General features: G+C 53.0%; 18 protein-coding genes, 1 tRNA gene and 2 pseudogenes. 8 read left to right on the top strand and 13 right to left on the bottom strand.

From position 1 onward, the window contains the following. Window positions 1–83: 83 nt before the first annotated feature. The 3 genes from AAH446_RS06825 to AAH446_RS06815 all read right to left on the bottom strand — a co-directional run bounded on the left by AAH446_RS06825 (window position 84) and on the right by AAH446_RS06815 (window position 3,560). A complete protein-coding gene (locus AAH446_RS06825) occupies window positions 84–1,061 on the bottom strand; it encodes a nucleoside hydrolase (RefSeq protein ID WP_342905967.1) in 978 nt (325 codons plus the stop codon). Between the two features lie 20 nt (window positions 1,062–1,081). Beyond that, complete coding sequence (locus tag AAH446_RS06820) at window positions 1,082–2,092, bottom strand: LacI family DNA-binding transcriptional regulator (protein ID WP_463322791.1); 1,011 nt, start codon at window positions 2,090–2,092, stop codon at window positions 1,082–1,084. Between the two features lie 67 nt (window positions 2,093–2,159). Continuing rightward, window positions 2,160–3,560: an MFS transporter gene (locus AAH446_RS06815; RefSeq protein ID WP_342905965.1), complete on the bottom strand. Its 1,401-nt coding sequence runs from the start codon at window positions 3,558–3,560 to the stop codon at window positions 2,160–2,162. 588 nt (window positions 3,561–4,148) lie between these two features. Here AAH446_RS06815 and AAH446_RS06810 point away from each other — a divergent pair. Next, on the top strand, window positions 4,149–4,706 hold the full coding sequence (locus AAH446_RS06810; protein ID WP_342905964.1) for a histidine phosphatase family protein: 558 nt from the start codon (window positions 4,149–4,151) through the stop codon (window positions 4,704–4,706). Window positions 4,707–4,834: 128 nt separating this feature from the next. Continuing rightward, a complete protein-coding gene (locus AAH446_RS06805; protein ID WP_342905963.1) occupies window positions 4,835–5,569 on the top strand; it encodes an SDR family oxidoreductase in 735 nt (244 codons plus the stop codon). Between the two features lie 48 nt (window positions 5,570–5,617). Here AAH446_RS06805 and AAH446_RS06800 read toward each other — a convergent pair whose 3' ends face one another. Further along, window positions 5,618–6,556, bottom strand: coding sequence for an AraC family transcriptional regulator (locus AAH446_RS06800; protein ID WP_342905962.1), 939 nt, complete (start codon window positions 6,554–6,556; stop codon window positions 5,618–5,620). A gap of 228 nt (window positions 6,557–6,784) precedes the next feature. On the opposite strand from AAH446_RS06800, the gene AAH446_RS06795 reads away from it, so the two are divergent. The 4 genes and pseudogenes from AAH446_RS06795 to AAH446_RS06780 all read left to right on the top strand — a co-directional run bounded on the left by AAH446_RS06795 (window position 6,785) and on the right by AAH446_RS06780 (window position 9,900). Then, window positions 6,785–6,861, top strand: a tRNA-Ile gene (locus AAH446_RS06795). 80 nt (window positions 6,862–6,941) lie between these two features. Then, window positions 6,942–7,343: pseudogene (locus tag AAH446_RS06790) on the top strand (phage integrase); the annotation flags it as partial. Between the two features lie 197 nt (window positions 7,344–7,540). Continuing rightward, entirely contained in the window at window positions 7,541–8,707 is a 1,167-nt protein-coding gene (locus AAH446_RS06785; protein WP_342905961.1) for a hypothetical protein, read from the top strand. Window positions 8,708–8,936: 229 nt separating this feature from the next. Beyond that, window positions 8,937–9,900, top strand: a pseudogene (locus AAH446_RS06780) (phage portal protein). Window positions 9,901–9,934: 34 nt separating this feature from the next. Here the strand turns inward: AAH446_RS06780 and AAH446_RS06775 are convergent. The 8 genes from AAH446_RS06775 to AAH446_RS06740 form a co-directional block, all read right to left on the bottom strand. Beyond that, window positions 9,935–11,359, bottom strand: coding sequence for a P-loop ATPase, Sll1717 family (locus AAH446_RS06775; protein ID WP_342905960.1), 1,425 nt, complete (start codon window positions 11,357–11,359; stop codon window positions 9,935–9,937). A gap of 210 nt (window positions 11,360–11,569) precedes the next feature. Next, window positions 11,570–11,755 (bottom strand): hypothetical protein, encoded by a 186-nt coding sequence (locus AAH446_RS06770; RefSeq protein WP_342905959.1) that lies wholly within the window; start codon window positions 11,753–11,755, stop codon window positions 11,570–11,572. Further along, window positions 11,718–11,798, bottom strand: a complete 81-nt coding sequence (locus tag AAH446_RS06765) for a hypothetical protein (RefSeq protein WP_342906364.1) — start codon at window positions 11,796–11,798, stop codon at window positions 11,718–11,720. The genes AAH446_RS06770 and AAH446_RS06765 overlap by 38 nt, the downstream gene beginning before the upstream one ends. A 19-nt stretch (window positions 11,799–11,817) precedes the next feature. Beyond that, on the bottom strand, window positions 11,818–12,051 hold the full coding sequence (locus AAH446_RS06760) for a type II toxin-antitoxin system HicB family antitoxin (protein WP_342905958.1): 234 nt from the start codon (window positions 12,049–12,051) through the stop codon (window positions 11,818–11,820). A gap of 148 nt (window positions 12,052–12,199) precedes the next feature. Beyond that, a complete protein-coding gene (locus AAH446_RS06755) occupies window positions 12,200–13,675 on the bottom strand; it encodes a TrkH family potassium uptake protein (protein ID WP_342905957.1) in 1,476 nt (491 codons plus the stop codon). A 315-nt stretch (window positions 13,676–13,990) separates the two neighbouring features. After that, window positions 13,991–15,100 carry an AI-2E family transporter gene (locus tag AAH446_RS06750; RefSeq protein ID WP_342905956.1) on the bottom strand — a complete coding sequence of 370 codons (1,110 nt, stop codon included), beginning with the start codon at window positions 15,098–15,100 and terminating at the stop codon, window positions 13,991–13,993. A gap of 366 nt (window positions 15,101–15,466) precedes the next feature. Beyond that, window positions 15,467–16,951, bottom strand: coding sequence for a SulP family inorganic anion transporter (locus AAH446_RS06745; protein ID WP_342905955.1), 1,485 nt, complete (start codon window positions 16,949–16,951; stop codon window positions 15,467–15,469). After that, entirely contained in the window at window positions 16,948–17,574 is a 627-nt protein-coding gene (locus AAH446_RS06740) for a carbonic anhydrase (RefSeq protein WP_342905954.1), read from the bottom strand. Before AAH446_RS06740 ends, AAH446_RS06745 begins: the two co-directional genes overlap by 4 nt. A gap of 737 nt (window positions 17,575–18,311) precedes the next feature. Between AAH446_RS06740 and AAH446_RS06735 the strand changes: the two genes are divergently transcribed. Together AAH446_RS06735 and AAH446_RS06730 are read left to right on the top strand one after the other, a co-directional pair. After that, window positions 18,312–20,321 (top strand): NADPH-dependent 2,4-dienoyl-CoA reductase, encoded by a 2,010-nt coding sequence (locus tag AAH446_RS06735; RefSeq protein ID WP_342905953.1) that lies wholly within the window; start codon window positions 18,312–18,314, stop codon window positions 20,319–20,321. Between the two features lie 72 nt (window positions 20,322–20,393). Next, window positions 20,394–21,107, top strand: a complete 714-nt coding sequence (locus AAH446_RS06730) for a purine nucleoside phosphorylase YfiH/LACC1 family protein (protein WP_342905952.1) — start codon at window positions 20,394–20,396, stop codon at window positions 21,105–21,107. Between the two features lie 13 nt (window positions 21,108–21,120). Here the strand turns inward: AAH446_RS06730 and rlmG are convergent, their stop codons facing one another. After that, window positions 21,121–22,248 carry a 23S rRNA (guanine(1835)-N(2))-methyltransferase RlmG gene (rlmG, locus tag AAH446_RS06725; protein WP_342905951.1) on the bottom strand — a complete coding sequence of 376 codons (1,128 nt, stop codon included), beginning with the start codon at window positions 22,246–22,248 and terminating at the stop codon, window positions 21,121–21,123. Between the last annotated feature and the right edge of the window lie 184 nt (window positions 22,249–22,432).

Here is a 22,432-nt window from a genome sequence, read left to right as displayed (position 1 = left end):
TTCCACCCTCAACAGCCTCAGGCCGCCTGCCCTTCCCGCTGACCGGCATCAGCGGTTCTGGCGATTTTCGGTCTGGGGCTATTTCAGTGCGCCAATGCCTGTTCAATCATCTCCAGCAGTAGCCGGTTATTCACCGTTTTCAGCACATGAATCACTCCACCAGCGGGCTCACCTGTGCCAACGCTGACGCCCAGCGGCTGACGATAGCGCCAGGATTTTCCCCGCGTCTGACCCGGCCTCAGCTCAACGTCCACAAAGTAGTCCGCCGCTGTCGCAATTCCCGGATTCAGCAGCCAGGCCACCACCAGCGCATCATGGATCCAGCAGCCCGGAAGATGACGGGTCTGCATCGAATAGTCCAGCCATGGACGAACCGTGTCGGTGACAAATTTTGCCAGCGGAGTGTTAAACCGTTCAATGCGATCCAAATCGCTATGCGTCATCATCGTCTGGGTGGTGACATCCATCGGCACCAGCGTAATGTTCGCCCGGCTGGTCAGTACCTGATGTGCCGCCTCGGGATCGAGGCCAAAATTGGTATCTTTGATAAAATGATCCAGCGCGAACACGCCGCCCATAATGGCAATCTCCTGCACCGCCTCCGCCATTTCCGGATAGCGCTCCAGCGCAAGCGCCACGTTGGTTAACGGGCCGATCGCCACCAGGGTGATTTGACCCGGATTGGCGCAGATTAACTCGCCAATAGCATCCGCAGCCTCACGACTGGGCGCGACAGCCCTCTCTGGCGGCCGGACGTCCTTCCACAGATGGCCAAGCTTGTTGATATGGATCCGGTTATCCAGCTCTTTACGCCAGGGCTCCGGAGGTTCGGCCAGCGCCCGTGAGGCTCCCTGCACGACGGGCACCGTAATCCCAAGCCTGTCGGTTAAGTCTTTCGCCACGCTGTAGCCCACATCGTTAGGCGTGTTGCCGGCAACAATGGTAATCAGCTCCAGCGAGAGCGCTTTCGATCCCAGCGCAAGCGCGAGTGCCAGCCCGTCATCCACGTTAGCCCCGGCTATGCCGTTTCCCGGATCGCAATCAATAATAAGTCGTTTCATGAAGTGTCTTTAATAAGGGGTTACCTGAAAAGAGGGGGCTGACAGCCGCAGGATTCACCGATCTCAAGCCGGTGAGAAAATTCGCTCAGCTGCACCTGACCAGCCGGCGCCATGAGCATCTCAATCGCTTTTTTAGCCATTTCATTCACCGGCTGACGCACCGTGGTCAGCGAGGGAACATGATAGGCGGACCGATCCGTCCCGTTAAAACAGACCAGCGCCAGCTGCTCCGGTACTCTGATATTATTTTCCGTCAGCGCCCGCAAACAGCCTGTCGCCTGTGCCTCATTTGAAATAAATAAGGCTCGCGGGAGTTTACCGGCCAGCAGCATATGTTTTGCCGCCTGATAGCCTCCTTCGCGGGTATAGGTTGCCGGAAATATCCACTGTGGATGCTCAATCAGCCCATATTCACGCAGTGCCTTACGCCAGCCCGCAAGCCGGTCCTGGGTATTCAGCCTTTCCAGCGGGCCGCAGATAATGCCCACCTCCTGATAGCCATGGCTGAGCAGATGAGCGGTAACCTGAAAGGCGGCCGCGCTTTCATCCACGCGAAGAATATTAACGTTTAAACCGGGATCGACGCGATCCAGCATGACAAACGGCGTGCCACTTTCCCGGATCAGATCGATGTAAGGATGACGATCGACGCTGTTATACAGCAACCCGTCGATCTGTTGACTAAGCAGATTATTCAGCAACTCCAGTTCCCGTTTGCGGCTGTCCCCCGCATCGCCCAGCAGCATTACCATGCCATGATCCAGGGCTTCCTGCTGAAGCGCATGGGCAAAAGAGGCGATAAACGCATTGCCGATATTGGGCACCACCAGCCCGTACGTTTTGGTGGTCCCGGACGCCAGCGCCCGGGCAAGGTTGTTTGGCCGGTAGCCGGTTATTTTTATCGCCTCCAGCACGCGGAGCCGCGTGGCCACGGCGACAGGTCGCGGGCCGTTATTGATCACGTAGCTCACAACGGCAACGGACGTGCCCGCTACTCTGGCCACGTCCGCTCTTGTTGCACGCTTTTGCATCAACTTTGCCAAACGACTTTCCTGTTAGCGTTAAGGGCCAGCCTTCGCGTCAGGTTCAGATCCGACTTCAGATGGCATCCTCAGGATCGTTAAGATCGCGACCGCGCGTTTCCGGTGCAACGAACGTCGTTACAAAACCGATTGCCGCCATTACCGCAAAATAGAGCGCTATTGGCCACCAGTGCCCCGTCCATGAAAGAAGGGCTGCGGCAATCAGCGGTGCTGTACCGCCGGAGAGTATTGAGCCCAGCTCCTTCGCCGTCGCCATTTTAGTGTAGCGGTTTTTTACACCGAACATTTCCACGCCCCACGCTGCCTGCACGCCGTAAATGCCCAGCGACGCCAGCCCCATTCCGGCCACAATAGTGGCAATGACAATCGCCGGTTCACGGGAATCAAGCAGCATAAATGCCGGGAAGGCATAGAGGATCAGTAACAGGCAAAAACAGCGGTAGGTGATGCGGCGGCCAAAGCGGTCAGAGAGCCAGCCGGCAACGGGGATAATAAGGAAGCCGAGCAGTGAAGCCATAAAAACCGCCGTGGTCGCCACAGATTTGTCGACCGCCAGCATCTTGACGACATAGCCAATCATAAACCCCTGCACCAGGTAGGAAGGGCCGTTTTCGCCAATGCGCAGGCCCACTAAAGTAAAGAAAGCCCGTCCACGTCGCCAGAAGCTGCGGTTATCGGGTACTGCCTGAAGGGTATGTTGCGCAGTAAGCCTCTCAGCCTCAAGCGCCGCTTTTCTGCGCTCGAAAACCGGCGTTTCTTTCAGATGGCGGCGGATCCACAGTGCAACCAGCGCGATCAGTGAGCTGCACAAAAAGGGAATACGCCAGCCCCACGCCTGAAGCTGCTGCTGATCCATCTGCACTACCGCCAGCCAGACCAGCGAGGCTACCAGCGTTCCGCTGTTAGAACCCAGCGCGATAATGGATGAAACCAGCCCGCGTTTTTCCGCTGGTGCGTATTCCCCCAGTACCACTGTCCCCCCGGAGAGTTCGGCGCCCGCGCCAAAGCCCTGGCTGAACCGCAATACCACCAGGCAGGCCGGCGCCCAGAGACCAATGGAAGCGTAGCTGGGGATCAGCCCGATCAGCGTTGTGGAAGCGCCCATCAGGATAATGGTGGAGATCATTACCGCCTTGCGCCCTTTACGATCGCCAAGCCAGCCAAAAAACAGCGCGCCAATGGGCCGCGCAATAAATCCCACGGACCAGGTGGCAAAACTTGAGAGGAGCGCCATGGCGGGCGTGGCTTCAGGAAAAAAGACGTCGCCGAAGATGATCCCCGCCGCCAGGCCGTAGAGCGCAAAATCAGCATACTCCATGGCGGTGCCCAGCCAGCAGGAAAAGGTAGCCCGCCAGAAATCCTTACGTCCTTCGGGCGTAAGCAGGCGTTCATCTGCGGCGGAGGCGGCATGTTGTGGAGGGGTTCCGGCGTGCGGAATATCTTGAGGTATGGACATAAAAACTCCCTGTTATGTGCGTTTTTGCCTTCCCTGGCCGTCCTGATACGCAACTGCATTCGCCAGCGAGGACATTCTTTTGCAGATTTGTGATGAAAGGTCAGTAACGGGTTCCCTGGTGTTGGGTGTCGCTGTCGCTGTTTCCCGTCCGTTGGCTTTCAGAACCAATCAAATAAAAACGTGAAACAGGGTGACCTTCACCTGGCAAAAAACATCCAGCACGGTGAATTTTTAAATCGGGCTCATTGTATCTACACGCGTAGACAAATCAAGGTATGCGCCAAAATAAATTAGAAAATCTTCACATTTCAATTTTACAGTCTAATTCTGGAGCCTTAATTAACAATAAGTTAACGATTCATTAAGCGTTTACGGGAAAAAGTTCGCTTATTATTAATCTAAAAAATTTCAGTAATTGTCAGTTTTTAGGCAATGCGGCTTATTATGCGAATCAGAGACCTAAGTGACCAGGTATGGCACTAAAATGAGATGCAACCGCTTGCAAACGCCGTAAAGATAAAAGGAGACGGATTTGTTTTATCCGCTTTTCGCACATAGGCTTTTTAAAAAATTCTGTGAGGCAAAATCATGAGCATCATCCTGATGCGCCACGGTAAGCCAGATCATTATGCGCCGGGTCGGGTGCCCGCGCTGGCGATGGCCCAGTGGTGTGAAGCATACGATCTCTCCCTGGTGCAGGACCTGCCTCCGGCGAAAAGCCGGCGCCTGGCCGCAATAGCAGATTATGTGGTGACCAGCCCCCTTCCCCGCGCCCGCTCCTCGCTGGCTAAGCTCAGGCTGGAGCCGGCGCATATAGATGCGATCTTTAGCGAAGTATCATTGCCGGTTATCAGGCTGGGCTATCCGCATCTTCCGCCCTCACTCTGGCTTGCGCTGCTGCGCCTGCTATGGCTTTGCGGCTATGCCGGTTCGGTAGAGTCCTTACGGCAGGCGGAGCAGCGGGCGGCGCTTGCCGCTGACAAACTGATTGAACTCTCCGCGCAGGGCAACGTACTGCTACTGGGGCACGGGATTATGAATAAGCTGATCGCCCGCCATCTGCGCAAAAGCGGCTGGCTGGCGGAAAAACACGCCAGCAGTCGCCACTGGAGCGCCGCTATCTATCATCCGCCGGTAATTTCCTGAGCTAAAAGATCCAAAGAGAAACAGGCAAGCTTTGCAGAGCCCCGGATATTCGCACCCGATGGGGTTGCCGTTACTCTGGTTACTGCTGACGGAGAGGCCGTTCAGCAGAAACCGTTAAGGAGTTTCCCGTGTCTGAACTGAACAATAAAATTGTTGCGATTACCGGTGCCAGCAGTGGCATTGGCGAGGCAACGGCCCGCCTGCTGGCGGCGAAAGGAGCAAAAGTTTTTGTCGGTGCGCGCCGGACTGAACGTCTGGAAAAGCTGGTTGCTGAGATCCAGGAGGCCGGTGGTGAGGCAGCCTGCATGGCGCTCGATGTCACGAGCCTGTCGCAGATGGAAGCCTTTATCGCTGAGGCGACACGCCGCTTTGGCGGGCTGGACGTGATGATAAATAACGCCGGTGTGATGCCTCTCTCCCCGCTTTCATCCCGTAAAGTGTCGGAGTGGAATCAGATGATTGATGTGAATATCCGGGGCGTACTGTACGGCATTGCCGCCGTCCAGCCGCTGATGGAACAGCAGCAGCACGGTCATATTATTAACGTGTCGTCCATCGGCGGGCTCTCCGTCTCCCCCACCGCCGCAGTCTACTGCGCCACCAAATTCGCGGTTCGCGCCCTGTCGGACGGGCTGCGGCAGGAAACGGATAAACTGCGCGTTACGGTTGTTTCACCGGGCGTTGTGACGTCCGAACTGGCCGAAACGATCACCGACGAAAGCGCCCGCGAAGCGATGAGATCCTTTCGCAACGTGGCGCTCGATCCGCTCGCTATCGCCCGCGCTATTGCCTGGGCAATCGGTCAGCCTGACGATGTTGACGTGAGTGAGATGGTGATTCGCCCGACCAGCAGCCCGTACTGATCGACGTTCAGATCGCCTGGCCGGGAGAAGGTGCCGCCTCTCCCGGCTTTAGCCTGCCATGCCAACGGCGGGAGAGAGTTGCAGAATTTCCTGCATAAAAAGCGCTTCCTGAACGGGGCTGCGGCCAAAGAAGCGCTTAAACTCCCGGCTGAACTGCGAGGGGCTTTCATAGCCCACCTCCGCTGACGCCGCGGCGGCGGAAATACCGCCCCGCACCATCAGCAGCCTTGCATGATGTAACCGGGTAGATTTCAGGTACTGTATGGGCGACATCTGGGTAATCGCTTTGAAGTGCGCGTGGAATGCCGCCACGCTCATGCCCACCTCACGGGCCAGACCAGCCACTTCAAAACGCTCCTGATAGCGCGTCTGTAACATGCGCAATGCCTGACTGATTTGAGCAAAATAGCCCTGCTGCGCCAGCGCGGCACGCAGTGCGGCTCCCTGATCGCCGGTGAGCACGCGGTAGTAAATTTCCCGCAACAGGCCGGGACCCAGAACACGAGCTTCTTCGGGCGAGCGGAGCGCTTCCAGCAGACGGATCACGCTCACTCCCAGAGAGTCATCCAGAGGTGTAGACGCCATACTCACCGGCATATTACTGCGAGTAACCGGGATCTCCAGCGTTATCAGCAAATCCGCCAATGCCTGAAAATCCAGCCGCAGCGCCACCGCCAGCATCGGCTCCTCCAGCGTCGCTTCCGTCTGGCTGACAAAGGGCAGAGGCACGGCGACCACCAGGAAATGCTGCGCGTCATAGAGGAACATTTCTTCGCCCCAGAAGCCGCGCTTACGCCCCTGACAGACGACCACGATTGAAGGTTCATAAAGCACGGGCGTCTGCTGGATCGGCACGTCCGATCGCAGAAACCGGACATCATCCAGCGTCGACTGGGTGTAGCCATTACCGGGCGCCAGCTGGGTAATCAACGCCGCCATTTTCCGGCGACGGATTTCCGCCTCCGGCTGGCCGGTGAAGTAAGTCATAGATGCGACCACCGTTAAAAATGCAGATGAATAGGTTCCGCCAGAACAGAAAAGCAGGCCGTTAACGAGGCCGCTATTCCCTTATCGAGCCCTGTACGCCGCGGGGCTGATGGCGGAAACGGTTGTTATTTAACCCATTTCCAGCATGCCCGTTCCGCCTGAAAATTCAACAAATGATTGTTTACCGCTGGATTGCCCCAGCAACTTCCATTATAATCCTGCGCCGCAGGCCCCTTAGCTCAGTTGGTTAGAGCACGCGACTCATAATCGCTTGGTCACTGGTTCAAGTCCAGTAGGGGCCACCAAATTTTACCTGTTAAATCAGGATATTAAGCCACCTTTCAGAGGGTGGCTTTTTTGTTGGTGCATTATAAGTGGCGACAAAATGGCGGCAGATTTTTCTATTGGCCGTGACGGCAAGCGTATTCGCCGCCAGTTTGTGACCAAGGGCGAAGTCCTGTCTTTTGAGAAACACATCAAAGATCAGGCGTAAGATAAACTCTGACTGGGTAAAAAGGCGGACAAGAGGCGCGTTATCGCTCTGGTTGAATTGTGGTTCAACACGCACGGCATCACGTTGGCTGATGGCAAGAAGCGTCGGAGCACAATGGCGTTTGCCTGCGAGGCAACGGGCAATCCCTTTGTAACTGAATTTAACGCGAAAATTTTTGCGTCTTATCGCGAGCAGCGGTTAAGCGGGAAGATCACGCGGTCCACTCGAGTGAAGACTGTTACGCCTCGCACAGTAAATTTAGAGCTGGCGTATTTTAGGGCGATGTTTGACGAGTAGCGCCGGTTCGCTGTGTAGAGGACCATATTCACGCATTTACTATTATGCGAATGATGACACAATAGATTGAAAAAAATCAAAAAACGTAAAGTCGAAAAAAATATTGATTCAGCTTATCATTAGAATTAATAATGTATATACTTTTAAAAATAAATAACATGCGAACAATATTCTAATGGCATAGGAAAATACGTATGGCAGAAATCCCTCAGATTTCCAGATCAAGCGCTATAAAAAAAGCTCTTATATCAATACTGACACCATCATTTATAATTATAGCTATATCAACCTTATTTATATGGATTTACCTTTACCGCATAGGAAGACAAGATATATTTTTACAAGCAATAAGCTTTAATGAAATATTGAATTTTGTCGCATTTTACTCAATCATAAGCATTTTAATTTTTTGCATTGTTTTTTATATCCCCTCAATTATTCCACCACTTATCCTCCATACAGAACTGAAGAATTATAGTGATTACAAAAAAATAGAGCGTGGATACACACTGGCTTTGATACTAAGCTCGTTCATCGCAGCAGCTCTATTCTGGGGGGGTATGTACTACTTTAAAAAAGTAGAAATGCCAGTTGAAAACGGACCTGTTGTGCCTATCTTCTTTATAATCAACATCATCGCTTGCGTTGCATTAACTTATTCATTTAATAAAAAAATAGTATCGTATCGGTCAGGTATTTTATCAGGCCGGGACAAAATAGCTTTCATTACAATCATTAATTTTTTTAAGCCAGCACTACTTGGCTTAGTATCTTGTTCATTTGTCTTTCCATTAGGTTTGATAATGAAAACTCTGAAATTCCCTGACGGCACAGGAAACCTAAAGGAAGCTATTTGGTTGTTTAGTCTGACATCTCTTATTATTATACTTACCCTTATCCCTCTTATGGTTTTTTCAGGTTTAAGAGCTGGATTACTAAAAAGATTAACCGCATTCTTTTTCTCAACATTAATAACATTGGCACTGACATCCAGTCTGTTACCGGTTATACCTGCAATGATAATTAACATGACAATGAAATTATCTGGTGTTATGGATCTTACAATGTATTGTTATGCTGTCCCCGCTGAAAAATATCCTGCTGAAATGTTTGCAGGAAAAAGATGGGGATATTCAGAAAGTAAAGATAAAAAATTTCATATATTTGAAGGGGTCAACCTTTTTACATTAGGAAACGTCAGCCTTATCTGCCCTAAAAATACACCTGAAATTTTAAATGAAAGTATGCATTATCAATTAGGAGATAAAGAATTTGATAACAGACTGCGTAAAAAACTTCAACAGTCAACAAAGAAATGCATTATCTTAAACAAGGACACTTTATTAAAATGGCAACAATGACAAAACAATAAATAATAGTAAGGCCGTAATTGTCGGAAAGCGGCTTTTCTTCTTAAACCTAAAAACGCTTAGGTTTATCTTTTATTTTAGGGACTGAGCCTGCGAGTTAATACCCAGGCCAGCGCTGGTATCAATTCGGTTAAGCAAAACGTGGTATTTACGCCAGCGGTTATAACTGATTGTCACGCAGCTCGTGCCGCAGCAGGAACAGATAACTAGTGGCGCGACAATGGAGGCATTCAGCTTTGGCGACCCGGTGCCAGTGCTGGATCGCCGCGAATTACTGGATTATGTGGAGTGCGTGATTATGGACCGGTGGTATGAACCGCCGGTAAGCTTTGACGGGCTGGCGCGGACGTGCCGCGCCGCGGTACATCACAGCTCACCCATCAACGTGAAGCGTAACATTCTCACCAGCACGTTCATTTCCCATCCACTGCTCAGCCAGCAGGCATTCAGCCGTTTTGTGCAGGACTATCTGGTATTCGGTAACGCGTATCTGGAAAAGCGTATCAGCCGCCTGGGTGGCATTTTGTCGCTGGAGCCTGCGCTGGCAAAGTTCACCCGGCGCGGCACGGATCTGGATACTTACTGGTTTGTGCAGTACGGCATGACCAGCGAGCCGTATCAGTTCACGCCCGGCAGCATCTTTCACCTGATGGAACCTGACCTGAATCAGGAGATTTACGGCCTGGCGGAGTACCTGTCCGCCATCCCCTCCACGCTGCTGAACGAATCCGCCACGCTGTTTCGCCGCAAGTATTATCTTAACGGCAGCCACGCAGGGTTCATCATGTATATGACCGACGCGGCGCAGAGTCAGGAGGATGTGAACAATATCCGCGGGCAATGAAAAGCGCCAAAGGGCCGGGCAACTTCCGTAAGCTCTTTATGTACTCACTGAACGGGAAGAAGGACGGTATCCAGATCATCCCACTGTCAGAAGTGGCGGCAAAGGATGAGTTTCTTAACATCAAAAACGTGAGCCGGGATGACATGATGGCTGCGCACCGGGTGCCGCCGCAGATGATGGGGATAAAATTCCGAATAATATAGGCGGGTTTGGTGAAGTGAAGAAGGAAAGTGAGGTGTTTGTGCGTAATGAGATAATTCGATTACAGAAAATATTAATGGAAATAAAAAACTGGCTTAACGAAGAAGTAATTTCATTCAATAAATACGCTTTAAAATGAAAATCAAATGGGCGCGCATGAGGCACCCAAATTATTACCTTCGAGCTTCTACTATATTCAATCCCTTGTAAAGACTTTGATGAATATATACAGAGCCAGTATTCGGTAACATTAAATCAGCATCTTCACACCGAAATCTAGCTGTCCCTGAATTTCCCAATCGAACACCTATTACAGAGGCGTTAAAGAGCGTTTTCATTAGTTCACGAGAAGTAAAGCGCTTACAAAGCTCAGGGGATCTCTCTTCTAATTTACTAATGAAATCTTCTGTGGAATTGTATCTGTGCTGCGTTTGACGCAAAGACTCTAATAGCTCACCAAAATGAGGGTAAAGCCTTTTGTATTCTTGCTTTAAATCCTCAACTTTCCATGCGCTGTATCTTTCTTCAGCCGTTCGGATTATATCTTTCTTTATTTCACTTGCATCGCTCGCGCTGCGTTTTTGACATTCCTGCAAAAACTGAATGACTTCTCTTGGACGAAGGAATGTACGTTTGACTAAATAATTGAATGGTGAAATACTCCCTCTCATCTCACCTTCTTCAAATATATCATCAACACTTATTTCCTGTGGTAAGCGAGCGTTCACCATGTTTTTTAGCAGTTCGGGAGTCCATATTATTTCTTCTTCTATTGCTCGGTGTTTATCTTTATCATCAAATTCCAGCCCTTGATAAATATCCGAGCGTAAAAAAGTTACAATATGAATCCCTTTTGCTCTGGTATCAGAATAATTATCATTAATATCTTTGGTAGCCTTTAACAACCCTATCAAAAGGCTCTTGGCATCATCCGATCCGTCCCATGAATCATCTAATCTATCGGTAGCAATTAGCACACCGATATCTGTGCATATTTCTTTAAGCTCATCAAGAATGATCTTTATTATTTGAGGGGTCAATGGAGTTTGCGGATTGTCTCTGTTGAACCCTACCCCATAGCCAAATGCTTCAAAATTGAATGCGCTTAACCCTGAGAGTAATTTTCTGGCTGTCCCTAGAGTTGTCGGCGTCAAACCACCATAATTATCTGTAACAAATTTTTTGATTCTCGAAAGTGCTTCCTGGGGCCTTTTTTCAGAAAATCTCCTGCCAGACTTAATAATTTCAGCCGCAGCTTCAACAGCTATTGCGAACTTCCAAGCGTTACAATGCGCTTGTTCAGGCAATAATCCTTGTTCTTCATACTGCTTTAATGCGCCCCAAGCATATTGGTCAGGAGTCATAACATTTACAATAACTTCCTGCCCATATTTAGCTCTTACCAGTCTTGGTAACTGAGTAAAAATTGAAGATTTCCCTGCCCCTTTTCTGCCAAGAAAATGGGCGCTATAGAAACTTAAAGCTTGCTCAACTTGAGGTGTGTTAATAAAATAATCAGCCAATCTTCTATCAGCCTCGGCATCGACTGTACCAAAATTGAGCCCTTTAATTGTAAGGCCTAGCGCATCTAACCGCACGATAATTCCTCATAAGTAAACTAAATCCTTTCTTTATTCTCACAAGATAATAGCAATTCATCCAAAAAGGAAGTGGTGGCAGCGCACGCTCTTACCCCCTCCACGCCTGCGCGCTTTGTGTAGTGGTTTTCATGCAGGTACATGGGCTGCGAAAAAATCCGCCGCCCCTAGTCCAATCCCAGTAGATTCCACCACACTTCCCCTGTTAAATCAGTTTGTTAATCCACTTTCCAGAGGGTGGCTTTTTTGTTGGTGCATTATAAGTGGCGACAAAATGGCGGCAGATTTTTTAGCTGGCAACATAAAACCTGCTGGCGAAGAAGAAACTGTCCGCAAAGGGCCGTTTACATATGCACGGTTAAGAGCGTTTTTCGATGACCAAATCAACGCCTTCATTTAGCAGCTCATTGATTGACACACCGTGCGCCTGCGCAGTGATAGCAAGCGCTTGATGCCGATCAGGCGTCAGTTATCTTACCGCTAAATGATTTATAAGGTTCAACGCCATCTTTACGGCACTCATCAAGAAAAACGGCAAGTGAGGCCGCGCCTTCCTTTTTTAACTCTTCCACGCTGTATGCGTAGAAATCAGCCCCGCCGTACAGGCCAACAAACTCCCCGCGAAATATTTCTATCTTAGGGTCAAAGGTGATGACGGCCATATGGCCGTCGATTTTGAGTGTATTATTCATGGTCTTATTCCTGAGCTATCGGGCCATATCCGGATGGCGTTCACCGCCCCCTTGTCAGTGGTTGGTCTGGGGTGTGGCCTGTGAAAGATTTTTTTCTGCCCTTTCAACAGTACCGCAATCCTTGAACCTAACCCCCCTCTAACCAACCTTACGCCCGCCAGAAAAAGCGTGAGCAGAGGATCAGCACCGGATAAATCTCCAGGCGCCCCATCAGCATTGCTCCGCACATCAGATATTTTGCGCCATCGCTTAAGGTGCCAAAAGTGGAGGCGGTTTCGCCAAATCCCAGTCCCATATTATTGATGCAGGCCGCCACGGTGGCGAACGAGGTCATCAGGTCATAGCCCATTACGTTTAACGACCAGATGAAAAAGATGGTGAACAGCATATAGAGGAAAAAGAAGCTCCAGACGGAGCGAAGGATGCGTTCGTTTACAACGCTTTCGCCGATGCGGATGCTCAACAATGCGCGGGGATGCGACAGCTGATGCAGCTCATGGCGGCTCTGTTTGAACAACACCAGAAAGCGCAGCGCCTTGATCCCACCGCAGGTTGATCCCACACAGCCGCCAAAAAAACTGGCCGTCAGCAGCAGCATAATGGTGTGCGCTGGCCAGTCAGCGTAATCGCTGGTTGCCAGCCCGTTATCAGTGATCATCGAACTGGTCAGGAAAAAGGCATGGACCAGGCTGCCCGTCGCGTTATACATGCCCGCGTGCCAGATTTGCCAGGCGGTAATCAGAACCACAATGGTGGTGACCAGCAGGAAGAAACGCAGCTCCGCATTCTGCCGGAACGGCTGCAACGTGCGCCGGGTAAAGGCGACGAACCAGACGGTAAAGTTGATGGCGGAGAGCAGCGAGAACAGCCCCGCCACCAGTTCAATCGGGTAGCTGTTCCAGTAGCCGATACTCTCGCTGCGGGTGGAGAAGCCGCCCAGCGATACGGTAGAGAGGCCGTGACAGAGCGCGTCAAACGCGGGCATCCCGGCCAGCATATAGGCCGCGGAACAGGTCAATCCCAGCAGCAGGTAGGTGAGCCACAGGCTGCGGGAAGTATCAGCCAGGCGCGGCGTTAGTCGCTCTTCTTTAAAGGGGCCAGGCATTTCAGACTGGTAGAGTTTTGCGCCCCCGATGCCCAGCAGCGGCAGAACCGCGACCGCAAGGACGATGACGCCCAGCCCGCCGATAAAGTTAAGCTGCGCCCGGTAGTAGAGGTAAGCATGCGGCAGCGCGCTGACGTCGCCTACCACCGTGGCGCCCGTGGTGGTAATGCCGGAAACGCCTTCAAACAGCGCGTCAGCAAAGCCCAGCCCGACAGAGTCATCCAGCCAGAGCGGCATGGCGCTGATAACGGAAAAGAGCAGCCAGAACAGCACGATAATCACAAAGCCGTCACGGGTTCTGAGCTGAATGCCGGCATGTTTCGTCGCCAGCCAGGCACCGCCGCCAAGCGTAAAAAAGGTCAGAAAGGTGGTCAGGAAAGCAAAGTAGCTGCGCTCTTTACTGATGAGGGCGATCAGCATCGGCGGCAACATCGAGAAACTGTAGAGGAGCACCAGAAAGCCACAGAGGTGCGTCACCACCCGCAGACGATGAAAGTTAATCACTGGTGTAAATTGCAAAACACGGCTCCGGTTATTTTTATTCTGGCAAAAATCCTGCCGCCCTATTAAACCCTTACCGCTGTAAAAATGTCGTAAAAAAATCAGGGTAAATGCAACAATCCGGTTTCGGGCCGTGACGATTAACATGCAGACGGGTTTAAGCTGCTGACTTAGTAACCGGGCGTCATGGATTCACGACTTAACAAGCCTGTCTGTCATACCGGCGGGGCGAAACTCTCCGCTAAAGAAGTTTTAACTTAACGGTACGCTGGCGTAATCATGTAAAAGAGCAGCTTCATCGCTGCTCTTATTGTGACAAAGTGAGGGGCTCACTTATTTTTCCGGATGCTGCTTCCCTTCCTCAATGAACTTCTCATCGATCTCGTCGCTGTTGCCCTGATGATCGCGACCGGAAAGCAGGTTCCAGCAGGCGATGAACATCGCGGCGATCAGCGGACCAATAACAAAACCGTTGATGCCATAAATTTCCATGCCGCCGAGCGTGGTAATCAGGATCAGATAATCCGGCATTTTAGTATCTTTCCCCACCAGAATCGGGCGAAGGATGTTATCCACCATGCCGATAACCACCACGAAGAAAGCGACCAGTAAAATGCCTTTCCACAACATGCCCGTGGCGAAGAGAAAGATCGCTGCCGGAACCCAGACTATCGCTGAACCAACTGCCGGGATCAGGGAAAGGAAAGCCATCAGGGCGCCCCACAGCAGGCTTCCTTCTATGCCGGCAAAATAGAACGCCACGCCGCCGAGCGTCCCCTGCACGATACCCACCACAACGGTCCCTTTCACCGTCGCCCGTGCAACCGCCACAAACTTCATAAACAGGTGATGTTTGGCGTAATCAGACAGGGGCAACGCTTCGAGGATAAGGCTGACGAGATGAGAGCCATCTTTAAGCAGGAAAAAGAGCAGATAGAGCATTACGCCAAAACCGACGGTAAAGCTGAAGGTGCTCTTGCCAATGAGGAATACGCTCCCGGCCAGATACTGCCCGCCCTGGAACGCAACCTGCGACAGCCTGGTCTGGATGTTGGAGGCGGTATTGAGATCGTGTTCCGCCAGGAAACTGTTCGCCCAGTCCGGCAGGTGCCGCATTACATCAGCCAGAACAACGGGCAGCTGGGTGTTGTTATTCTGTAGTTTGGTATAAACGACGTTGAATTCAATTGCCATTGAGGAGGCGATAATGGCCAGCGGCGTGAAGACTATCAGGCAGATCACCATGACCGTCAGGAGTGATGCCAGGCCATCTCGTTCACCAAGGTGCGCCCTGAACCGGGACTTCATTGGATGGAAAATCACGGCAAGGATGGCCGCCCACAGTACTGCGGAAAAGTAAGGCCCTAACACATTGAAAAAAGCCGCCGTCACGATAACCAGGATCAGGATAAAAAATCCCTTAGTCAGGCCTTTGAATCTCATAATTGTCCCTTAAACACTGCAATTTTGCTTCCGTAGCATAGAACGCCTCAGGGGTTTTGCAATGACGGCATGTCCGTACGAAGGGCCGGGAGGTTGGTGCGGATTGAGGCTGCGAATGTGTATGGCGAAAATCAACCAGCATGATGATGGCTGTCGTTGGGTCCTTTGTTCCGCCTCTCAGCGATGATTTCACCGTCTGGTGCACCGCTCACACAACATAGCGACCGATATCAAAAAGACGGGAGATATACGGGCTGTTGGCAACATCAGCCCGGCCTTAATCAGATAGCGACTCTCCCCTCCCGGCAAAGAGGATATCCAGTATCCCTGGATATACCGCCTCCTTACCGGGAAGGGAAAACCGGCTTACGCCGGCGTCAGCTTAACCGGCCACTGATTCAGAACGATGCCGCGCTTGCGGGCACCTTCGCCAAAATCCTGAAGCACCGCTTTGACATCGGGATCGATATACTCTGCATTATCATGGTCAACAATCACCACGCTGTTCTCCGGGATCTCCTCCAGCAACCCTTTCAGACGAGGGTTATGCATAAACGTCAGGTTCTGCTGAAAACGCAGGACAAAATGATCGTCATAGCGGGTCAATACCAGCGCATTGCGGTGACTTTTATAGATGCTGAAGAGGATTTGCGTCGCCAGACCAATCCCAATCCCTGCCAGCATGCCGAACACCAGAATGCCGCCGATGGTTGCCAGAAAGGGCACATACTGCTGTGCGCCCTTTCGGAAGTGTTCAACAAAGAGTCGCGGCGTGGCCAGCTTATAACCGGTGTAGAGCAGGACCGCCGCCAGGCTCGCCAGCGGAATGGCGTTCAGTATCTGACTGAAGAAAATGCCGCACACCAGTAACAGCACACCATGGATAAGAATGGAGATTTTACTCTGCGCGCCCGCGCTGACGTTAACGGAGCTGCGCACGATGACGGCAGTGATCGGCAGGCCGCCGAGGAAGCCGCTCATCAGGTTACCGATCCCCTGTGCGCGCATCTCTTTATCCGGAGAAGGTGCCGGATTCTGGGGCCGCAGTTTCTTCAGCGCTTCCTGACTCAGTAAGGTTTCCAGACTGGCGACAATAGCCAGCGTTACCGCGACGATATAGACCGCCGGATTCTGCCACACCGACCAGTCTGGCCGTTCAACCTCGCCGATCAGCGCCTGGATGCTGTTGAATTCAGGCAGGGAGATTCGCGTCAGGTTGCTGACCAGGCCCGGAAAGAAACTTCCGCCGATCAGGGTTACCATGCAGCCAAACAGGACGGCCATCAGCGGACCCGGTATCCAGCTTAGCGCCTTGATCTTTTTTACCGTCGATGTTGACCAGAACCACAGGATAAACAGGCCAATAGCGGAAACCGCGATAGCGGGCAGTGAGACGCTGAAGGCGCCCCCCGTTACCATTGTGGCTAAATCGCTCTCTTCAGCGACGCCCAGCGCGACGGGAATTTGCTGCATGATCAGCAGAATACCAATGGCCGCCAGCATCCCTTTAATCACCGTTCCCGGGACCAGGGTGATAAAACGTCCGGCACGCGCGACCCCTAACAGGAATTGCAGTACGCCGGCTACCATCAGCGCAAACAGCAGCGCGGAGAAAGAGCCAAGCGTTTCAATGGCGCCGGTCACTATGGTGACCAGACCGGCTGCCGGTCCGCTGACGGCGAATTTTGACGGGCTGAAGGTAGTGACGACCAGCCCGCCAATCACCCCGGTCAGCAGCCCGACGAAGGGCGGAAGGCCGCTGGCCTGAGCAATGCCCAGACAGAGCGGCAGGGCGACAAGAAAGACGACAAGGCCGGCGGGAATATCCTGACGAAGCGTACGTAAGTTCATGGTAACTGTCCCTCTGCGTTTTGCTGAATCAGCTCTTTGAGATGCCCCGAATGCAGATCGTATACACAGCCAAAAACGTCAAGCTCCCCGCCTGCACGCCAGGCATTGAGCACTGGTTCCGTGCGTATCAGCTGGCCAAACTGCGCCAGCACGTTAGCTTCCACCAGCAGATTAAGCCGCTCGCTTTCATCCGTCGTGTCACGAGTTTCAGCCAGGCCCGGGGCCAGCGCCTCACGAAGCTGGGTGATGCGACGTGCAAGCGGTGAGTTTTCATCAGAGAGAGGGATATCAGGCAGCGAAACGGCCGCCTGTACGCCGCCACAGCCATAGTGCCCACAAAGGACAATGCGTGAAACATTAAGGTATTCAATCGCGTACTGAAGGACGCTCATAAAGTTATCATCGCCGTTTACCACCATATTGGCGATATTGCGGTGCACAAACAGCTCGCCCGGATGGGCGCCGGTCAGGACTTCAGCGGGAACACGGCTGTCCGAACAGCCGATCCAGAGCGAGTGCGGCTTTTGCGAATGTACGTTCTGCTGAAAGTAATGAGGATTGCGTTGGCGGCGCTGCAAGGCCCAACTGCGGTTTTTCGCTAACAGGGGTTTTAGGGTCGTCAAAATAAAGCCTCTCTCTCAGGACAACAGGAATAAACCTGGGCGCCAGACGGAATAAAAGGGATATACAGAGGGAAAGCCTCTGTAATGAGTATGTACATAAGTGCTGGAATAAGTTCTGACATTTTAGTACCAGCAACATTATTAAGAGTAATCCTGGCTGACCCTGAAAATAATGAATTGTAATTTTACTTAAACCTGCTTTCCCTTAAACCCTGATTTTGCCAGTACACGACTTTATTCATAATAATTTCATATGGTTTATGATTATTTAATTTAATCATATTATTCAAAAACTTAAAAACATAACGTGCGTTATTACTTTTCGCTGGATACTTTATTTAATTACAAAACCCTGCCCGAATAATAAAGACATCTGTCTCCTTTTAATACCCCGCTCTCATAAGTCCTCATTTTAAAAATGGTTTATAAGAAGAGTAATTAAGCGAATGCAGGCAATATCATCCTCGCGAATGATCACTTTATTTATCAATTAATGTCAGGGTGAAATTTCACTATTTAAGAAACTTTACAACCCGGCATGAATTTATAAATGATAAACCCGCCCTCTTTTCTGCTGCCTCCGGTCGCTTAATTGCCATTATTCTGACCAAACCGCTCAACGGTGAACCCATGCCGCCGAAAAGCGGGGGCGCATCACACTCCCGGCGATGAGCGCTTGAGAATGCCGCGTTCGCCGCTAAAGTGGAACTCATCCGACCACTTCACCGCAGGATCCTATGCGCGCTTCCCTTTTCTCTCCGCTGGATCTGGGCTTTACCCAGTTAAAAAATCGCTTTCTGATGGGCTCCATGCATACCGGACTGGAGGAGCATCCCGACGGGCCGCGGCGGCTGGCCGCCTTCTATGCGGAACGTGCGGCGGCTGGCGTGGCGCTGATCGTGACCGGCGGCATTTCCCCCACACCAGAAGGCGTGGTGATGGCGGGTGCCTCAGTGCTGAATCATCCCGGTCAGCTGGCGCATCACCGTGAGATCACCGACGCCGTACATCACGCCGGCGGTAAAATCGCCCTGCAGATCCTGCATGCGGGCCGCTACAGCTATCAGCCAGCCCTGGTGGCGCCCTCGCCTTTACAGGCCCCGATTAATCCGTTCCGGCCCCACGCCCTGAGTCACGAGGCTATTCTGGCGCTGATCGCTGATTTTGCGCGCTGCGCCACGCTGGCCAGGCAGGCGGGCTATGACGGCGTTGAGATAATGGGTTCAGAAGGCTACCTGATTAACCAGTTCCTGGCCGCCCGCACCAACCAGCGAAACGATGAATGGGGAGGTGACGAGGCGCGGCGGATGCGTTTTGCCGTGGAGATCGTCAGCGCGGTACGTGAAGCGGTCGGTGAAGATTTTATCGTTATTTACCGGCTATCCATGCTGGATCTGGTCAGCGAAGGCAATACGCTTCCACAAACTATCCGGCTGGCGCAGACTATTGAGCAGGCTGGGGCCACGCTGATAAATACCGGGATTGGCTGGCACGAAGCGCGGGTGCCCACGATCGCCACTCCGGTGCCCCGTGGCGCCTTTGGCTGGGTCACCCGACAGCTCCGGCAGCACATCAGCCTGCCGCTGATTACAACTAACCGTATTAATCATCCCGACATCGCCCAGGCGCTGCTGGATGAGGGCTGCGCGGATATGGTGTCAATGGCGCGTTCTTTCCTTGCCGACGCAGAGTTTGTCAGTAAAGCGCAGCAGGGTCGCAGTGATGAGATCAATACCTGTATTGGCTGCAATCAGGCCTGCCTCGATCAAATTTTTGCCGGGAAGATTACCTCCTGCCTGGTGAATCCACGCGCCTGCCATGAAACCGAGATGCCAGTAATCAAAACCGGCCAGATAAAACAGCTTGCCGTGATTGGCGCAGGCCCGGCGGGCGTGGCGTTTGCCGTCAACGCGGCCATGCGTGGGCATAAGGTGACGCTGTTCGACAGCGCGGCGGAGATCGGCGGTCAGTTCAACATCGCCCGGCAGATCCCCGGCAAGGAAGAGTTCAGCGAGACGCTGCGCTATTTTCGCCGTCAGCTGGAACTGCACAACGTCGCGCTACGCCTGGGGGAGTGGGCCACCGTGCCAGCTCTGCAACAGTTTGATGAGATTATCCTGGCCAGCGGCGTCTCACCGCGTATTCCGGCAATCCCCGGTATCGATCACCCGTCGGTTCTCAGCTATCTGGAGGTGCTGCGCGATAAAAAGCCGGTTGGCAAACGCGTCGCAATTATCGGTGCCGGGGGCATCGGCTTCGATACCGCCGAATATCTCTGTCAGCACGGTCCCTCCACCAGCCTGGATGTTGAAGCCTTTTGCCGCCAGTGGGGAATTGACCAGACGCTTCAGCACCCTGGCGGCCTGACCGATCCTCAGCTTCCTCATTCTGAACGTCAGATCTGGTTGCTACAGCGCAAAGCGGGTAAACCCGGCGCGGGGCTCGGTAAAACGACGGGCTGGATCCACCGCGCAAGCCTGCAAATGCATGGGGTGACAATGTGGGGCGGCGTGGAGTATCTGAGGATTGATGACCAGGGACTGTTAATCCGCCGCGACGGCGTTGAAGCGCAGCTGAACGTCGATAATGTGGTGGTTTGCGCCGGGCAGGAGCCAAACCGGGCGCTGGCGGAACCGCTGATGGCCTCAGGCAAGCGCGTCCATATCATCGGCGGTGCGGATGTGGCGCTGGAGCTGGATGCCCGTCGCGCTATCGCACAGGGAACCCGGCTGGCGCTCAATATTTAGCAGCCAGGGGTTGCATCACGGCCATAATGTGCAGACATTGTCAGCATGACGTTTGCCGAAAAGGACTGTCTGATGCCTCTGCACTACCACTCTCCGCTATTGTCGGGTCTTGACTGGCTGGAACATGCTTTTCTGCCTGCGGGCGAGCGCCCGCCTGAAGACGCGATTTATAACCGTCAGCGCCACAGCGCCACCGTCGTGCTGGCGGATGAGGCGCTGCCGGTGAAAAGCCGCGACGCGGATGGCCTGATCGCCACGGATACCCGGCCGGTGGCGGTCTATACCGCAGATTGCCTTCCCGTGCTGATTGCAGATACGCAGATGAAGCAGGTTGCGGCTGTGCATGCCGGACTCAGCGGCGCACTGAAAGGCGTGGTGATCAATGCCATTCATCGCCTGTGCGAGCGCGGGGCATCGCCGGAGAGCCTGACGATCGCCATCGGCCCTTCTATCGGGCCGTGCTGTTACGAACTGGGGAAAACATTGATAGATCGGACAGAGCAGGAGGATCCGCTCAGCCTGGCCGGCATGATGCATTTTACTGAACAGCAGCCAGCCAATCCCCATGCCATACGCGCGCAGGCCTGTGGCACCACGCAGGGCGTCTGGTTCGACTTACCGCTGCTGGTGAAGCGGATGGCAATGCGCGAAGGCGTCCCCGAGGCGCAGATCGAGCTGAGCCGGATCTGTACCTACTGCATGGCGGAAGCGCAGGCGAGCTATCGCCGCAATACCCATTTCAGCCACGGCTATCAGCAGCGATTCTCCTGGATAAAGCGGCGGTAGAGCGGGACCCCGCCTAGCGGAGTTTTACCGAGCGCAGGATAACGAACTTCTGATTTGAGGCAACTGTGGTGCAGTTACCGAACAGTTTTTTCATCTTGCGGTAATAATCTAAGTGGCGGTTGCCCACGATGCGCAGCTCGCCACCGTATTGCAGGCAGCGCCGCGCATCGCGGAACATCTGCCAGGCGATATGATCGGTCAGCGCGCTTTGCTGGTGGAACGGCGGATTACAGAGTACCGCATGTAAGCGATCGGAAGGGAAACCGGCCATCGCGTTATTCACGCCAAAGTGGCTGCGGGCCAGATCCTCAGGACGGTTCAGCTCCACGTTCATCTCGCTGGAAGCCACTGCCATCCAGGATTCATCGAGGAAGTGCACCTCGGCAGCGGGGTTTTTCTCCAGCGCCATCAGGCCAATCACGCCGTTTCCACAGCCCAGATCGACAATCTCCCCTTCAAGCCCATCCGGCAGATGCTCCAGGAAGAAGCGCGCACCAACATCAAGGCCGCTGCGGGCGAAAACGTTGGCATGGTTGTGAATCTGGTATGAAGTGCCGTCAAGCGGCCAGCTGTTGATAACCGGCGAGTCCGCAAGCGCTGGCAGCGTCGGCGTGCAGTAGATCAGCCGCGCTTTTTTGACCGCGAGTGACGTTTTGGTGGTGCCTAATACGCGCTCAAATAGCTGTAACGTCGAGGTGTGGATATCCTTCGCCTTACCCGCCGCGATAACCTGCGTCTGTGGCGTGACCACGCTGCGCAGCGCGCGCAGCTGCTGCTCAAGCAGCGCCAGCGTTTTAGGGATTTTAATCACCACGCGCGCAGGGGAGTCGGGCAGTGGCGCAAGGCTGTCCAGCAGCGTTACGTCACCTTCATCCATGCCGTTCATCGACAGGTTCTGTCGTGTTGCCTGATGAGCGATAAATGAGTCGCTGATGCTGTATAACTCTTCGCCGAAGAGCGCGCAGGCCAGCGCGCCAAAGGTGTCATTGAAGATCAGGGTTGGCCCGTTCGCGGGAGTTTCGGCAATGTGGCTGAGCAGATACTCATCGGCTGCATCCCATGCCTGCAACGGACTCTCTTCGCGCATCTGGGGAAAACGGTGCAGCGTCAGCGTGCGGTGGCTCAGTTCGAGTTGGCTCATGGGATCTCCGGCGTGGTAAAATTCCCGCGTTTTATCCCCTAAAACGGGCCGACAGTAAACGTTTTTCTTCCGCCGGCGGCGCGGTCAGCGTTAAAAGTGGCGCTCAACGCTCTCTTCGGTGAGGACGTGCCGCCCCGGCGATCGCCGGAGCGATGTTCAACTGCCGCCTTAAAAGGCTATAATC

The organism is Erwinia psychrophila (assembly GCF_039023475.1).
Lineage (GTDB): Bacteria > Pseudomonadota > Gammaproteobacteria > Enterobacterales > Enterobacteriaceae > Erwinia.
The sequence above is the reverse complement of the archived record's forward strand: the minus strand, read 5'-3'. Positions and strand labels throughout refer to the sequence as shown.

What these genes read in the sequence shown, in the direction of transcription:
- AAH446_RS06750 (WP_342905956.1), bottom strand. Translation starts at nt 15,100, where the DNA reads ATGAGATTCAAAGGCCTGACTAAGGGATTTTTTATCCTGATCCTGGTT.
- AAH446_RS06820 (WP_463322791.1), bottom strand. Translation starts at nt 2,092, where the DNA reads ATGCAAAAGCGTGCAACAAGAGCGGACGTGGCCAGAGTAGCGGGCACG.
- AAH446_RS06785 (WP_342905961.1), top strand. Translation starts at nt 7,541, where the DNA reads ATGGCAGAAATCCCTCAGATTTCCAGATCAAGCGCTATAAAAAAAGCT.
- AAH446_RS06810 (WP_342905964.1), top strand. Translation starts at nt 4,149, where the DNA reads ATGAGCATCATCCTGATGCGCCACGGTAAGCCAGATCATTATGCGCCG.
- AAH446_RS06815 (WP_342905965.1), bottom strand. Translation starts at nt 3,560, where the DNA reads ATGTCCATACCTCAAGATATTCCGCACGCCGGAACCCCTCCACAACAT.
- AAH446_RS06825 (WP_342905967.1), bottom strand. Translation starts at nt 1,061, where the DNA reads ATGAAACGACTTATTATTGATTGCGATCCGGGAAACGGCATAGCCGGG.
- AAH446_RS06735 (WP_342905953.1), top strand. Translation starts at nt 18,312, where the DNA reads ATGCGCGCTTCCCTTTTCTCTCCGCTGGATCTGGGCTTTACCCAGTTA.
- AAH446_RS06770 (WP_342905959.1), bottom strand. Translation starts at nt 11,755, where the DNA reads ATGAAGGCGTTGATTTGGTCATCGAAAAACGCTCTTAACCGTGCATAT.
- AAH446_RS06760 (WP_342905958.1), bottom strand. Translation starts at nt 12,051, where the DNA reads ATGAATAATACACTCAAAATCGACGGCCATATGGCCGTCATCACCTTT.
- AAH446_RS06730 (WP_342905952.1), top strand. Translation starts at nt 20,394, where the DNA reads ATGCCTCTGCACTACCACTCTCCGCTATTGTCGGGTCTTGACTGGCTG.
- AAH446_RS06800 (WP_342905962.1), bottom strand. Translation starts at nt 6,556, where the DNA reads ATGACTTACTTCACCGGCCAGCCGGAGGCGGAAATCCGTCGCCGGAAA.
- rlmG (WP_342905951.1), bottom strand. Translation starts at nt 22,248, where the DNA reads ATGAGCCAACTCGAACTGAGCCACCGCACGCTGACGCTGCACCGTTTT.
- AAH446_RS06745 (WP_342905955.1), bottom strand. Translation starts at nt 16,951, where the DNA reads ATGAACTTACGTACGCTTCGTCAGGATATTCCCGCCGGCCTTGTCGTC.